This is a genomic window from Edaphobacter sp. FHG110511_03, from assembly GCF_059115365.1.
Map to the genome: position 1 here is coordinate 694,477 of NZ_JBZYWL010000002.1, position 13,761 is coordinate 708,237.

Consider the following 13,761-nt stretch of genomic DNA (forward strand, 5'->3'; position numbering starts at 1 on the left):
TCTAACTTTTTGAAGACTTTGCACAAATAAGTATGGGGGGGGGCGTGACGGAAAGCAGCAGAAAGACGGGCATCGATCCAAAGGCCCTGACCATCGGCGTTCTGGCGCTCCAGGGAGCCTACGAAGCGCACGCTCAGACTCTCCGTCACCTGGGCGCGACCCCAAAACTCGTCCGCCTGCCCTCGGATCTCAACGGAATCGACGGCCTCATCATGCCCGGCGGAGAATCCACCACGATGCTCAAGTTTCTCGAGCAGCGCGGCTTCTTCGACGTACTGAGGGACTTCGTCCACACCACTCCCACCTTCGGTACCTGCGCGGGAGTGATTCTTCTGGCAAAGGACGTCACTCATCCTGCCCAGAAGTCCCTCGGAGCTCTCGACGTCACGGTGGAGCGCAACGCCTATGGACGCCAGATTGACTCGTCGATTCTTCACGCCGAATCCAAACTACCCGGCGAGCCCCTCGAGATGGTCTTCATCCGCGCCCCGCGCATTATCCGCACCGGCGAAGGGGTCGAAACGCTGGCTCGGCGCGACGATCATCCCGTCCTGGTTCGCGAAGGCCACCTGCTCGCCGCCACCTTCCACCCGGAGCTCGGCCACGACACCCGTGTTCATCAGCTCTTCCTCGATATGGTGATTCGGACCAAAAAGAGCAGCTAGTTCGACTGCCTGCTTTGCGTCCCCATCCACACCGCAATGGCAAGAAACTGGATGCATAGAGTCCATTCGATCGCCTGCCCGAGAGGAGAGCCCCCAAAGCCGCGCGCCGCCAGTACAACCAGAGCGACAAACAGAACCACCAAACTCGCTGCCATCAACAGGCGGCCATAGTGACTCGTCCTTATCGCCACTGGCTGCCGAACCGGAACCTTCGCCGCCACCCGCGCCGCAAAATCCTGCGGAATCGTCGCGGAGATCTCTGGACTGCGTTCCAGCTCTCGCAGGATCCGCTCGTCGAGCTCACGCGCCTCCTGCGCGAATGCTTCAAGCTTCATCTCGTCACCGAACATGCGGTTCCCCTCTCCCCTGCGGTCTGCTGCTGCAAACGCTCGCGAAGTTTCTTCCTCCCGCGATGCAGATGCGTCCTGATGGTTCCGATCGGCATTCCCAACGCCACCGCGATCTGCTCATAGCTTCGCTCCTCCTGATGGTAGAGCACAAGCACGGTTCGCTCGACGTTGCTCAACTCCTGCAGTTGCTCCTCGACACGGAGACGGAACTCCCGCTCCTCCATCTGTTGCTCGGCGTTGCGCTCCGGATGCTCCAACCGATCTTCCCATCCACTCAGCTCCTCGGAGATCGAGATCAGCGGACGATCCGTGCGGCGTCTGCGCTTCCACTCGTTCTGTGCCACGTTCACGGCAATGCGATAGATGTAAGTCGAGACCAGCGACTCACCCCGGAAGCTCGGCAGAGCCCGGTAAAGCCGGAGAAAGACCTCCTGCGCCAAATCCTCCAGGTGCTCCCGGCTCCCCGTCAGTCGGTACAGCGTGCGGAAGACCATCGCCTGATGCTCCCGCACCACCTGCTCGAAGCTGAGATCGGCACTCACCGGCAACGTTAGACCTCGGTGCTCTGCGAAAGTTTCAATACGAAGAATGAAACTTAATCATCGCTCCTTTGTCTAACGCTGGCAGAAAGGAAGAACCTCATGGAAGCTTTCAATAGCCCTTTTATCGTTCCCATCGGAGCCTTTGCCGTTGCTATCGTCGCCATCGCCGGCGGCATCTGGTCCGATATCCACAATAAGCGCATCCGCGCCGATCAGCGCATGGCCATGCTAGCCCGCGGGATGTCCAGCGAAGAGATTGAAAAGATTCTTGGCAAGGCCAACGATGTTGACCGTGCGCCAAAGGACCCCCTCCGTAGCCTGAGCAACGCCCGGCGCGCCGGCATCGTCCTTGTCTCTTCCGGCATTGGGCTGATGCTCTTTTTCGTCAGCCTCTGCTATATTGTGCGCGAACGCGACGTCCTCGCCGGAGCTGCCGCCGGCTTCATCCCTCTCGCCATCGGCATCGGCTTCTTCGTCGACTATCACCTGCAGAAGCGCGAGCTATCGCGCTTCGGCATGGAGATCGAACCCGAACAACTCCGTTAGAGCAGTTTTCCTGCCGCTTTGTAACGGAAGTAGAGAAACAATTCGTTTTCGTGGATAGAAAACGGCGCGAACATTTTTGCCTCACCCTGCATTTTCAGGAAAACTGTTCTAGCTCAATCCCAGCCCGCCGTCGACCGTCAGGAGCTGCCCTGTAATAAACGTCGGCGCTGTTGCAAAGAACACGACCGCAGCCGCGACATCCGCAGCCGATCCGTTCCGCAGCATAGGCGTCTTCTGGGCGAAGTGCTCATAAGCCTCTTCGATCTCTCCCTGAACAATCATTCCCGGCGCCACGCAGTTCACGCTGACCTCCGGAGCCCACGCCTTCGCCATCGTCTTCGACAGCATGTGCAGCGCTGCCTTCGAGGTGCAATAGTGCCCATGCGTCGCCCAGGGATGTTGCCCTCCCAGGGAGCCGATGTTCACAATCCTTCCCTGCACGGCGCGGAGATGAGGAAGCGCGGCCCGCGCGACTAAAAACGGTGCTCGCGTGTTGGTGGCGAACATCCTGTCCCACTGTTCCAAAGAAATCTCTTCCAACGCAACCGACTCGAACATCCCTGCATTGTTCACGACAAGGTCGAGCCGCCCAAACTGATCGACAGCCTCGGCGACTGCATTGTCGATGTCTTCGGGATTACGAAGGTCGCATCGGACAGCAAGGGCATCGACGTCCTGGGCGGCCAGATCCCGCACCGTCTGCTCAGCCTCTGCGTGCGAATCCAGATAGGTAATCGCAACGTCTGCGCCCTGCTCAGCCAGAGCGAGGGCAATCCCGCGACCGATACGCTTCGCAGCACCGGTAACAAGCGCAGTCTTTCCTGCGAGAGGCTTCATCATCAGGTTACTGCTGCGGTGCCGACTGCGAAGGCGGGGTCGACGAAGGCGTAGTCGACTCGATCTCTGCCGGAGGCTGTGAGGCCTGGGGCGCGGACTTCGAATCGGGCTTCTGCTCGGCAGGCTTCGGCCGGATGGGCTCCTGCACGCCCCATTTTCTGCTGGAGGCATCCCCTTTATTGTCCTTGTAAGAGGAGACCTGTTCACGCGGCCGCAGCATCTCGATAGCAATGTCCTTACTTGGCTCGTCGACCTGATACTCCTCGGCGAAGGTTGCGTAGCCATTCGCAATGACCTGAACACGCACCAGGGATCCGGTAGGGATGATGTCGATCGTGGCCTTGCCCTCAGGGTCGGTCTTTACCTCGAGATTGCCGATATCCTTGCCATCCTTGTAAGGATTGAAAATGACTGCGGCATTCATGATGGGTTTACCGTTGAATTTTTTTGTGACCTGTACGCTGATTTTCGAGGTCTCGGGTGGCGGCTTGTACTTGCGACCGCGTTTTACGGGAGAATCCTGCGCAAGCAGACTGGAAGCAGTAAGCACGGCCATGGCACAGAGAAGAACAGTACGGAACAGAAGATTATGACGCGACGACACCATGCCAGATATTTTACGCCTTCGAAGTGGAGATGGGCACAAGGTCAGAATCTGCGATGCATTCTCCGATCTGCCTGGTGCCGCGGAGCAGGATCACCCTGCCCCCTGAAAGTCCCCAGCTTCCTCTGAATTAGCGGAAGCTGAATCCGCGCTTGCGTGCCTTTCACTCAGATTTCATCTTCCCTGGGTTGACATTCTGTAGAGCCCTGCCCTATCGTTAGCAATCGGAAGCATTGAGTGCTAACCGACTGCAAGGCCCCCTCCTGAATCGCTTTGGGGAGGCGCCGTTTAGCAATTCCAAAAGCTTGCATCGGACCAGGGGCGGAATTGGCCTCGAAGATCTCGGTGCGCGTTTCAACCCGGACAGAGGTTCTCTGCCGGAATACAAAATGCAACAAGGAGACGTTAGCAATGGCGAAGACATTTACACCGCTGCACGATCGCATTCTGGTCCGCCGCGTGGAAGAGAACGAAACCGTTCGTGGTGGCATCATCATTCCCGATAGCGCCAAGGAAAAGCCGCAGCAGGGCGCGGTAATCTCGGTCGGCAAAGGCAAGTCGAACGACGAAGGCAAGGTCTTCCCGCTCGACGTCAAGGCTGGCGATCAGATCCTCTTCGGCAAGTACTCCGGCACCGAGATCAAGCTCGACGGCGAAGAGCTGCTGATCATGCGCGAAGAAGAAGTCCTCGGCATCCTCAAGTAGTCCTTCGCGGACGGCGAAAGGCGGCTTCGCCGCGTTCATCGTCTGGGATGAGGGATTACCTCAATGAAGTGAAGCTGAGCTTCGGTATTAAGCACACGGTTTCAGCCGTGTGAGTCAGCAGATTCCCCAACGGGGCTTTAGCTCCTGAGGTCAAAATTCAACGCTGCCGCTTGAGTGCGGCGCGAGGAGAAAAGAAATGGCAAAGCAGATCCTGCATGGAGAAGATTCGCGTCAGGCGATCCTGCGTGGCGTCAACACGCTCGCGGACGCAGTCAAGGTAACGCTCGGTCCCAAGGGCCGCAACGTCGTTATCGAGAAGAAGTTCGGTTCGCCCACCATCACCAAGGACGGCGTCACTGTCGCTAAAGAGATTGAACTCGGCAACGCGCTTGAGAACATGGGCGCGCAGATGGTCCGCGAGGTTGCCTCCAAGACCTCCGACGTCGCCGGTGACGGAACCACCACCGCGACCGTTCTGGCTCAGGCCATCTACCGTGAGGGCGTCAAGACTGTCGCCGCCGGTGCAAACCCGATGGCGCTGAAGCGTGGCATCGATAAGGCTGTTGAGGCCATCATCGGGAAGCGCGATGAGAACGGCGCCGTCATCGGCGGATCGCTCTCGAAGCTCTCCAAGCCTGTCTCGGGCGACATGATCGCCCAGGTCGGAACCATCTCGGCCAACAGCGACGCGCAGATCGGCACCATCATCGCGGAAGCGATGAAGAAGGTCGGTAAGGACGGCGTCATCACCGTCGAAGAGTCGCGCACGATGGAGACCCAGCTGGACGTGGTCGAGGGCATGCAGTTCGACCGTGGCTACCTGTCGCCCTACTTCGTGACTGATGCGGAGCGCATGGAAGTTGCCCTTGAGAACCCCTATATCCTCATCTACGAAAAGAAGATCTCCTCGATGAAGGACCTGCTGCCGCTGCTCGAGCAGATCGCCCGCACCGCCAAGCCCCTCATCATCATCGCTGAGGACGTGGACGGCGAAGCTCTGGCGACCCTGGTCGTCAACAAGCTGCGTGGCACGCTGAACGTCGCTGCCGTCAAGGCTCCCGGCTTCGGCGACCGCCGCAAGGCGATGCTGCAAGACATCGCAATCCTCACCGGCGGCAAGGCGATCACCGAAGACCTCGGCATCAAGCTCGAGGGCGTCAAGATCGAAGACCTAGGCACTGCGAAGCGCGTCACCATCGACAAGGACAACACCACCCTCGTAGATGGCGGTGGTAAGGGCTCCGAGATCGAGGGTCGCGTGAAGGAGATTCGCGCTCAGATCGACAAGACCACCTCCGACTACGATCGCGAGAAGCTGCAGGAGCGCCTCGCCAAGCTGGTTGGCGGCGTTGCCGTCATCAAGGTCGGAGCTGCGACCGAGACCGAGATGAAGGAGAAGAAGGCTCGCGTTGAGGATGCAATGCACGCAACCCGCGCGGCTGTCGAAGAAGGCATTGTCCCCGGCGGCGGCGTAGCGCTGGTTCGCGCTTCCTCCGCAGTCGACGAGGTCATCAAGTCGCTCGAGGGTGACGAGAAGATCGGTGCGTCGATCATCCGTCGCGCACTCGAGGAGCCGTTGCGCATGATCGTCTCGAACGCAGGCGAAGAGGGCGCAGTGGTCATCGGTAAGATCCACGAATCGAAGGAGCCCAACTTCGGCTACAACGCCGGAACCGGCGTCTACGAGGACCTGGTGAAGGCCGGTGTCATCGACCCGACCAAGGTCACGCGCACTGCCCTGCAGAACGCGGCCTCGATTGCTGGTCTGATGCTCACCACCGAAGCCATGATCTCCGAGATCCCGGAGAAGAAGGAAGCTCCGGCTGGCGGACACAACCACGGCGGCGGCATGGACGGCATGTACTAATCCGATCCAAAGAAAACCGCGCAAAGGCCTCCGGTAACCCCGGAGGCCTTTGGCTTTAAGTGAGCCAGAATCACGCTAAGAAATAATTCATATACTGAAAATAATTTTCATACTTGACAGGCATGGGCGGATTTGCCTAACGTTCCCGCGGGAAGGATGTGAAAACACCGGCGCGATCCCCAAAAGGTAATTCGAACAGAGCAGAGCTGTTCGCGCCTAACACCAAAGTTTCATTTTAGGAGGCGCAATATGCGCTATTACGGAATTCTCTGTAACAGACTTTCTCACTTGTTCCTCATGTTGCTGGTTTCGACGCTGCCGGTGCTGGCACAGCGGACGACAGGCGTGATCAACGGCACGGTTACCGACCCGGAAGCGCGTGTGATTGAGGGCGTGGCCGTCACCCTGACAAATCAGGACACGAATATCACCAATCGCACAACGACCAATGGCAGTGGGTCCTTTGTGTTTCTGAACATTAATCCAGGGCCTTATGCCCTGAGATTTGAGAAGCAGGGTTTTCGAAGCATCACGGTGCCTTCGTTCAGTCTTACTGTGAACCAGACTCTGACTGAGAACGAGACGATGAGTGTTGGAGCAGCGACCGACACCATCGAAGTGACTTCGGACCAGCTAGGAGTGATGCTACAGAAGAGCAACTCAGAGCTTGGAACCGTAATCCAGGCAAAGGAGATTCAGCAGCTCCCGCTGAACGGAAGAAACTTCACTTCCCTGCTGGTGCTCTCGCCCGGCGTCAATCCGGTATCGACTGCTCAGGGTTCAGGCATCAGCACTACGGATGCAGGCATCAGTGCGATTCCCGGCACTCAGTTCTACAAGGTCTCCTTCTTCGGGCAGCAGAACCGCGAAACACTCTATCTGATGGATGGAATCGTTAATACAGATCTGCGAGGTGCCATCTACGGATTCCTGCCCATTATCGATGCGATGAGCGAGTTCAAGGTGCAGTCCCATATCGATAGCGCGGAGTATGGAGTCGTCACCGGCGGCATCGTCAACATGCTCTCTCGTTCAGGAACGAACAAGTTTCATGGTTCCGTCTGGGAATTTGTACGCAATAACATGTTCGACGCGCGCAACAGCTTCACTGATTTCTGCTCGGTTGGCCGTTGCGCGATGGGAACGCCGACAACAACAGCTGCCAAGCCGGGTCATTACACGCAGAATCAATTTGGCGCAGCGCTGGGGGGCCCATCTTCAAGGACCGGATCTTCTTTCAGGGAGCCTATGAGGGCTGGAGATACAGCAAGCCAACGCTGACGACCACGCTTGTACCCAGTCAACAGGAGTTGGCGGGAGACTTTTCGAGCAATGCCTTCTCTTACTATCAGCACAAGTTCTACAACCCGTACTCGACCGCCTGCTCTGGTGGTAGATGCACGGTGCAGCAGTTCCAGTGCGATACGGCAGGCAATGCACTTACACCCGTGAACAATGTTCAGCCCGCCGGCGTGCCCTGCCTGAAGGTCCCGGCTTCCATGCTGAATCAAACGATGCTGAAGTATCTGCAGTCGTACTATCAACAGCCCAATTCACCTGGGACTGAGCCCTCCGGGTACAACTTCATCGAGAACCGCCCGCAGATCGACAATAACAACTCCTATCAGGTCCGTATCGATTTTCACCTGAGCGACAAGAACTTCGGCTTTGGCCGCATCAGCCAGATGTGGGTCGATGACTCGCAGCCGGTCGCCGGAACCATCTCCTCAAACATCTCGCATTATCACGCTTATAACTTCGGCGGAGGCTTCACACACGTCTTCACGCAAAACCTCCTGCTGGATGTTCGCGGGGGTGCGATGCTGAAGCCCTACGTCTTCAACCCTGTGGTCTCCGACCTGGGAGCACAAGGTGCGACCGATGCCGGATTTCAAAATGTAAGTCAGTATGGCGGCATGTACATAAACCTGGCGAGTCCGTATATCAATGCGGGTGGAAGCAACGGAAACAATATTGGAAGCTCAGGCGACTCACAGCGCGGAAATCCCGTCGTAAACGGGGGTGGCAGCGTCTCCTGGATTCATGGACGCCATACCTTCAAAGGTGGTGTCGACTACATCTATCAGAACAGGCTTCAACGCAATCTTTCCCAGCAGTTCGCCTTCACCGATGCGGTCACCAGCAACATTAACCAGACCGATCCGGCGACCAAACTTGCTACAGGCAACTCCCTGGTGTCGGCTCTGCTGGGCTCACCGGCAACATTTACTGCCCAAACGCCCAGCAACGCCGAAGTGTATTTCAATATGCAATTGTGGTCGGGCTATCTTCAGGACTCATGGAAGGCCACGCCCAACCTCACTCTCAACTTTGGAATTCGCTACGAATATCTTCCAAACATCCAGATGCTCGATAAGCGCCTGGCCAATGTGCTCGATATTCCGAATCAGACATACACCATCTCGGCTTCCTCGGTTCCCGCTTGTTCGTCAACCTTCGCGAATCCGTGCATTCCTGGCGGAATCAATTCAGTACCGTTCAACGACCATATTAAGTTCGGAAATGGCTCCCCGCTCGCCGGCCCCTCCATCAGCGACAACATCGGCCCACGCCTTGGATTTGCCTATGCCTGGGGCGAGAAGACTGTGATCAATGGCGGAGTCGGTATCTTCTACGACACCATCACCGCACGCAGTCAGTGGGTCCAGAACAACATCGAAGGCCCGACGTGGCCATGGACCATTGGAATCTCGAACCAGCAGACGAACATTCAGACGGGCGGCTTCTGGCCCGGGAGTCCACAGAATCCTGTCACACTCATTACCAGCCTTGAGGGCAACTTTCCGAATCCGGTTGTAGCTTCCAGCCCCTGGCTCACCATTGGAGGTGGCTATACTTCGCAGCCAAACTATAAGGATCAGCGCGCCGTCGAGTGGAACCTTCAGGTACAGCAGCAGCTCGCTCCCACAACAATCTTCACACTCGGCTACGCAGGCTCGAAGAGCACACGGCTGAACTACACCGGCTTTGCCAATGCAGCTCAGCGCGCCACTAATTCGACCACGACCACAGCCGCGCAGGTGGATGCGTCGAAGTACATGCCCTGGATGGCGCCGACGTGGCACTATTCCATCGATACAGGCTATGCCAACTACCACGCTCTGCTTGTGAGCCTGCAGAAACGGTACTCGAACTCGTTGAACAGCATCCTCTCCTATACCTGGTCCAAGTCGCTGGACAACAGCAGCGGCTGGTTTGAGGCTGAGAATGGAACCGGAGGCGGATCGGTGGTTCAAAACTACTTCGATCCACGCAACGCTTACGGAATCTCGTCTTACGACCTCCGCCATTACCTGTCGTGGAGCGTGATCTATTCCCTGCCCTTTGGAAAAGGACAGCGATGGCTGCAGAGAGGTTTCGCTTCTTACGCGCTGGGCGGCTGGAAAGCAAACTATCTCTTCCAGATTCGTTCAGGACAACCTTTCAACCTGAACGTCGGTGGCGATCCTGCGAATATCTCGGGCAACAATGGGACGGTGAGTGGTTACTCGCGGCCCAACGTCGTTGGCAATCCACTCTCGGGCAGTTGCGGCGCGACGCCGGTGGGCAAACGCGGACCCAACGGATTCTGCATGATCAATCCGTCTGCGTTTGCGGTTCCCGTTGGATCCTACGGAAATATGGGCAAGATGCCTTTCCGCGTGCCTCCTACCAACAACCTCGATTTCTCATTGGTGAAGGAGACTCCAATCTGGGAGAACCTGAATCTGGAGCTTCGTGCCGAATCCTTCAACATCTATAACGTCGTCATTCCTGGGAATCCAGGAAGCACAATAGGCAATGCCTCTGCAGGGCTGGCAACGACGCAGGGAAATAATCCAAGGCAGTTTCAGTTCGGCGCAAAGATTCTTTTTTAATCCATCCTGCAATTAAATCAAGGCTCCGGCTGTGCGGCTGGAGCCTTCTGCTCTATGCTGGTCGGGAGAAGTTCTATCCATTTTTCACGAGGTGCAATGGGAATGATGACCCGCAGAGAGTTTTCGCGGCTTGGAGCCTTTGGGTTAGCAGCGCGAGCAGTTCCTTTGGTTGGACAGACTTCCCCGCGTAAGGTCGGATACTGCGTCATCGGGCTCGGCCGCATTGCGGATCATCATATGCGGGGCATCGCACAGGGTTCTTCGGGGACTATCACCGGGCTCGTCAGCGGCCATCGTGACAAGGCAGAAAAGATAGCCTCGCAGTATGGCGTGCCGAAGGAGTCGATCTACAGCTACGAGGATATGGATCGCATCCGCGACAATAAGGCAATCGACGCGGTAGTCATCTGCCTTCCCAACAGCATGCACGCCGAGTACACCATCCGCTCTGCCAAGGCGGGCAAGCATGTGCTGTGCGAGAAGCCCATGTGCGTCTCGGTGCCTGAAGCCGAGCAAATGATTTCCGCCTGCAAGGCCGCGAGTGTAAAGCTGATGATCGCTTACCGGCTGCATTTCGAGCCGATCAATCTGAAGGCGATCAAGTTGGTCCGCGATGGCGCGATCGGAAAGGTCGAGGGCTTCGAAAGCGCGAACGGATTCAATATCGCAAAGGGTGAATGGCGTTCGACTCGCACCCTGGCAGGGGGCGGACCGCTGATGGACGTGGGAATTTATTCGCTGAATGCGGCACGCTACATTACCGGCGAAGAACCGGAGGCTTTCACCGCGGTCGCGACGACTCCCGATCAGGACGGCCGCTTCCAGGGGGTCGAGGAAAACCTGGCCTGGACGATGAAGTTTCCTTCGGGCGCGGTGGCAAGCTGCACTACATCCTACGGCGCGGGAATGCAAGGCTATTACAAAGTCTTCGGATCGAAGGGGTGGCTCGAAGTCGCACCCTTTCACTACGACGGCCAGCGGCTGCAGGCGAATTATCGCAGCGGGCCGGGCGCGCAGCCGATAAAGATCGACGAGACGAACCCGGAGCCCGATCCGATGCACTTCGTCCGGCAGGCGGATCACTTCAGCCGGTGCATCGTGGAGAATCGAACTCCCGACACACCGGGCGAAGAGGGGCTAAAGGATATGCAGCATATCCAGTCGATTTACAAGGCTGCAGGCATCACTCTGGGGTAGCCGATGGCTGGCCGGAGTCTGAGATGATGCGGGTTCCCGGGCGCACGGCGCGGGGAGCCTGCAGCCTGGTCGATTTCAGGGATGAGGAGAACTTCAACTCGACCAGATCGTTATGCTTTGCTGTAGCAGGGAAAGTTGCAACAAAGCTCTCGGCGATGGAGTTCCGGAATCTATCCAGGAAAGGCGTAAGCGAAACCGGGTTCCCCAGGCCTTGAAAATAGGCCTGCCCCCCAGTCTCGTCGGCGACTTTGGCGAGATAGCTCTGCCCGCTGAAGCTGGCCGCTCCTCCACGCACTCCAGCGTCCCCGTAGTAGACCGAGTAGACCGGTACCCCGGCGCGCTGCGCGTCGCGGATTGCGTTATCGACATAAGGACTGTTCTGGTTCGTGGGGCTGACGCTGCCGTTGTAAGGATCGACTCCGTTGGTCAGCATGATGACGAAGCGAGCCTTCGCAGGGAGCACCACACCTTCGGCGCTGGAGCCTTCAGCCCCCCCGGGCCAGTTCTTCACAAAATCCGAGAGGCAGAAGTAGGGGCTGGCATTGAGACCCGGCGATCCCATGGGGATGCGAAGTCTCGCCGCGGCGGCCTGGTGGTCGGTGGTAAAGGGCTGCTGGGGAACGACGCGGCCGTTCTGCATATAGCCGACGAAGATCTCCGTACCCGCTGGCAGGGCCTTGATAAATCCCTGGATATCCTGAAACTGGCGGCCCACAGAGGTGCGAAGGCCATCGTCAATCAGAAAGGCAACCTGGGTACCGTTTGGCTTGACGGGAACGACCGCCGAGATTTCGGCGTCACGATTATTGACCTTCGCCTTAAGATTCTGTGTGGTGAGTGGCTGAGGCGATTTGGAATCGATAGTGACAATAGCCTGAGTAGGCATCTGACCCTCCTGAGCAAAGAGGAGGGGTGAAGCAAGAAGTGCAGTCGCAAATAGAAAATTCCGGATGGTCATTGGGTCTAGTCCTTTCCCTGTGGATTAGACGTTCGGATACTTGCGGCGATGCAACCTCCGCTCGCACTTTTTTGCGCAAAGTCTTGGAAAAAATAAACTTAGGTCCGAACCTCGATTTTGGCATCGACGTTTGTTCCTCGGAAAAGTGCGGCTCGATGAGCGGAATACAGGGATTCTTCGCCTTCGCTGTCCACTGAGAATGACGCATGGGGCTGCGAGCGTTATGGGGAGCCGACTATAGACAGCTGACGGTATGCCCTTTCATGCGAATGCCCTCAAGCAGAGGCTCTGGAAATGAGCCATTTACCCTAGGATGATGTTCAAAGAATCGGATCAGAACAAGTCGGGAAAGACGTTGAGAGAAGGTTACGTCTCGTTCGGTCACCCATCAGTCATGCTGAAACTGGGTTCGGGCGAATCAGTCGAGGTCGACGAAGGTGTCATCGATCTCATCAAGTTGATGAACGGTATCCCAGGTATCGTAACCCGGGGCTCCTGCCAAGGGGAGGATCCAAATTACGGCTATGTCCAGTTCGCGCCGGACGAAACCGAAGGCAAAGCTCACGCTTCCATCTATTTCATGTATCACATGATGAAGAACATGCACGCCGCGTGGGTGAAGCATAGGCATGGGATGTGGGAGTATGAGCAATCGACCGGCTCAGAACATCCAGATGCCTACAAGTTCAAGTTCACCACTGAGCTTGGTAATGGATATGTATTGAAATGGTCTCCCCACACCTATCCTGCGGTCTTGGCTGCTGCACGGAAGGCAGCTGAGGAAACTAAGCTAAGCGACTAGGGCGCAATGTGCGCATCGTGATTACAACTGCCGGCGTGAGAAAAGCTAGCGATCCAATGACCCACATGATAGAGGCCCCCAAAACCTGGTCCTCGAGAGGAGACAGATTGAATGCATTGGGATGGTCGACATAGAAGCTATAGACTGGACGGCCGCAGAATGCGAGAAAGGCCGAGATTAACGAGTTAACAATATCTGCCGTGATCAGGAAGATCAGAATTCCCCACCGTTCCCTAACTCTGTTGGCGGGCCAGGGCCTCAGGATGCACCACCAGAACAAAATGGATGTGCCGAGAAAGCAGAGATGTTCTATGTCGTGCCAGGTCTCGTTCTCCAGCGCGAAGTCATAGGCTGCCGGAACGTGCCAGGCCAGGTATGTAACATTCATTGCCAGCCATGCGAAAAGAGGCATGACAATCCATCGTCCCAGCGAACGAAGGATCGGCAACTTCCATAGTGGCCCAACCACGTAACGGCGAAACGGCTTCGGCAGACCACGCAGCAGCGGAACAATTGGCAAGCCCCACAACAGAAGTGGCGGCACAACGGACATTAGGAGCAGATGCTCCACCATATGTGCGCTTAGCAGGGCGTCGGCGAAACCGTCCATCGGCGACCCGATCGCCAGCCACAGAATCATCAGGCCAGAAACAAAGGATGCGATCCGTAATGTCGTGAATTGCTCTGGTCGCGTTCTGCGTATGGCTACCCACCCGCGCGAATAGATCATTGCAGTCAGGGCGATAGATAGAGTCAACCATATAGGAAGTGACCATTCATTGATGATGTCCCGCGCCGCATCCGACATGC

Annotated in this window: 12 protein-coding genes and 1 pseudogene; 7 read left to right on the forward strand and 6 right to left on the reverse strand. The window is 57.0% G+C overall.

What is annotated here, in order from left to right; genetic code table 11:
• The first annotated feature begins 44 nt into the window (after positions 1 to 44).
• Positions 45 to 665 (forward strand): pyridoxal 5'-phosphate synthase glutaminase subunit PdxT, encoded by a 621-nt coding sequence (gene pdxT, locus AC5S26_RS12195; RefSeq protein ID WP_494185163.1) that lies wholly within the window; start codon positions 45 to 47, stop codon positions 663 to 665.
• Here the strand turns inward: pdxT and AC5S26_RS12200 are convergent.
• Together AC5S26_RS12200 and AC5S26_RS12205 are read right to left on the reverse strand one after the other, a co-directional pair.
• Positions 662 to 1,015, reverse strand: coding sequence for a hypothetical protein (locus tag AC5S26_RS12200; RefSeq protein WP_494185164.1), 354 nt, complete (start codon positions 1,013 to 1,015; stop codon positions 662 to 664). The genes pdxT and AC5S26_RS12200 overlap by 4 nt on opposite strands.
• The gene (locus AC5S26_RS12205; protein WP_494185416.1) at positions 997 to 1,557 is read right to left on the reverse strand and encodes an RNA polymerase sigma factor; all 561 of its coding nucleotides are present in this window, start codon (positions 1,555 to 1,557) and stop codon (positions 997 to 999) included. The genes AC5S26_RS12200 and AC5S26_RS12205 overlap by 19 nt, the downstream gene beginning before the upstream one ends.
• A 99-nt stretch (positions 1,558 to 1,656) precedes the next feature.
• On the opposite strand from AC5S26_RS12205, the gene AC5S26_RS12210 reads away from it, so the two are divergent.
• Positions 1,657 to 2,103: a DUF6249 domain-containing protein gene (locus AC5S26_RS12210; protein WP_494185165.1), complete on the forward strand. Its 447-nt coding sequence runs from the start codon at positions 1,657 to 1,659 to the stop codon at positions 2,101 to 2,103.
• A 108-nt stretch (positions 2,104 to 2,211) separates the two neighbouring features.
• On the opposite strand, the gene AC5S26_RS12215 is transcribed toward AC5S26_RS12210, so the two are convergent.
• Together AC5S26_RS12215 and AC5S26_RS12220 are read right to left on the reverse strand one after the other, a co-directional pair.
• Positions 2,212 to 2,943: an SDR family NAD(P)-dependent oxidoreductase gene (locus AC5S26_RS12215; protein WP_494185166.1), complete on the reverse strand. Its 732-nt coding sequence runs from the start codon at positions 2,941 to 2,943 to the stop codon at positions 2,212 to 2,214.
• A 4-nt stretch (positions 2,944 to 2,947) separates the two neighbouring features.
• Complete coding sequence (locus AC5S26_RS12220) at positions 2,948 to 3,547, reverse strand: hypothetical protein (protein ID WP_494185167.1); 600 nt, start codon at positions 3,545 to 3,547, stop codon at positions 2,948 to 2,950.
• A 408-nt stretch (positions 3,548 to 3,955) separates the two neighbouring features.
• Here AC5S26_RS12220 and AC5S26_RS12225 point away from each other — a divergent pair, with 408 nt between their 5' ends.
• From AC5S26_RS12225 to AC5S26_RS12240, 4 genes and pseudogenes are all read left to right on the forward strand, one after another.
• The gene (locus AC5S26_RS12225) at positions 3,956 to 4,249 is read left to right on the forward strand and encodes a co-chaperone GroES (RefSeq protein ID WP_494185168.1); all 294 of its coding nucleotides are present in this window, start codon (positions 3,956 to 3,958) and stop codon (positions 4,247 to 4,249) included.
• Positions 4,250 to 4,445: 196 nt separating this feature from the next.
• Positions 4,446 to 6,116, forward strand: a complete 1,671-nt coding sequence (gene groL, locus AC5S26_RS12230; RefSeq protein WP_494185169.1) for a chaperonin GroEL — start codon at positions 4,446 to 4,448, stop codon at positions 6,114 to 6,116.
• A 297-nt stretch (positions 6,117 to 6,413) separates the two neighbouring features.
• Positions 6,414 to 9,994 (forward strand): annotated as a pseudogene (locus AC5S26_RS12235) (carboxypeptidase-like regulatory domain-containing protein).
• 102 nt (positions 9,995 to 10,096) lie between these two features.
• Positions 10,097 to 11,191 (forward strand): Gfo/Idh/MocA family protein, encoded by a 1,095-nt coding sequence (locus tag AC5S26_RS12240; RefSeq protein WP_494185170.1) that lies wholly within the window; start codon positions 10,097 to 10,099, stop codon positions 11,189 to 11,191.
• On the opposite strand, the gene AC5S26_RS12245 is transcribed toward AC5S26_RS12240, so the two are convergent.
• Complete coding sequence (locus AC5S26_RS12245) at positions 11,178 to 12,077, reverse strand: vWA domain-containing protein (protein WP_494185171.1); 900 nt, start codon at positions 12,075 to 12,077, stop codon at positions 11,178 to 11,180. The genes AC5S26_RS12240 and AC5S26_RS12245 overlap by 14 nt on opposite strands.
• Before the next feature lie 385 nt (positions 12,078 to 12,462).
• On the opposite strand from AC5S26_RS12245, the gene AC5S26_RS12250 reads away from it, so the two are divergent.
• Positions 12,463 to 12,951, forward strand: coding sequence for a hypothetical protein (locus AC5S26_RS12250; RefSeq protein ID WP_494185172.1), 489 nt, complete (start codon positions 12,463 to 12,465; stop codon positions 12,949 to 12,951).
• Here AC5S26_RS12250 and AC5S26_RS12255 read toward each other — a convergent pair.
• Positions 12,935 to 13,759 carry a cytochrome c oxidase assembly protein gene (locus AC5S26_RS12255; protein ID WP_494185173.1) on the reverse strand — a complete coding sequence of 275 codons (825 nt, stop codon included), beginning with the start codon at positions 13,757 to 13,759 and terminating at the stop codon, positions 12,935 to 12,937. The genes AC5S26_RS12250 and AC5S26_RS12255 overlap by 17 nt on opposite strands.
• Between the last annotated feature and the right edge of the window lie 2 nt (positions 13,760 to 13,761).

Coding starts and splice junctions, on each gene's coding strand:
- AC5S26_RS12200 (WP_494185164.1), bottom strand. CDS start 1,015: ATGTTCGGTGACGAGATGAAGCTTGAAGCATTCGCGCAGGAGGCGCGT.
- AC5S26_RS12210 (WP_494185165.1), top strand. CDS start 1,657: ATGGAAGCTTTCAATAGCCCTTTTATCGTTCCCATCGGAGCCTTTGCC.
- AC5S26_RS12215 (WP_494185166.1), bottom strand. CDS start 2,943: ATGATGAAGCCTCTCGCAGGAAAGACTGCGCTTGTTACCGGTGCTGCG.
- AC5S26_RS12220 (WP_494185167.1), bottom strand. CDS start 3,547: ATGGTGTCGTCGCGTCATAATCTTCTGTTCCGTACTGTTCTTCTCTGT.
- AC5S26_RS12225 (WP_494185168.1), top strand. CDS start 3,956: ATGGCGAAGACATTTACACCGCTGCACGATCGCATTCTGGTCCGCCGC.
- groL (WP_494185169.1), top strand. CDS start 4,446: ATGGCAAAGCAGATCCTGCATGGAGAAGATTCGCGTCAGGCGATCCTG.
- AC5S26_RS12240 (WP_494185170.1), top strand. CDS start 10,097: ATGATGACCCGCAGAGAGTTTTCGCGGCTTGGAGCCTTTGGGTTAGCA.
- AC5S26_RS12245 (WP_494185171.1), bottom strand. CDS start 12,077: ATGCCTACTCAGGCTATTGTCACTATCGATTCCAAATCGCCTCAGCCA.
- AC5S26_RS12250 (WP_494185172.1), top strand. CDS start 12,463: ATGATGTTCAAAGAATCGGATCAGAACAAGTCGGGAAAGACGTTGAGA.
- AC5S26_RS12255 (WP_494185173.1), bottom strand. CDS start 13,759: ATGTCGGATGCGGCGCGGGACATCATCAATGAATGGTCACTTCCTATA.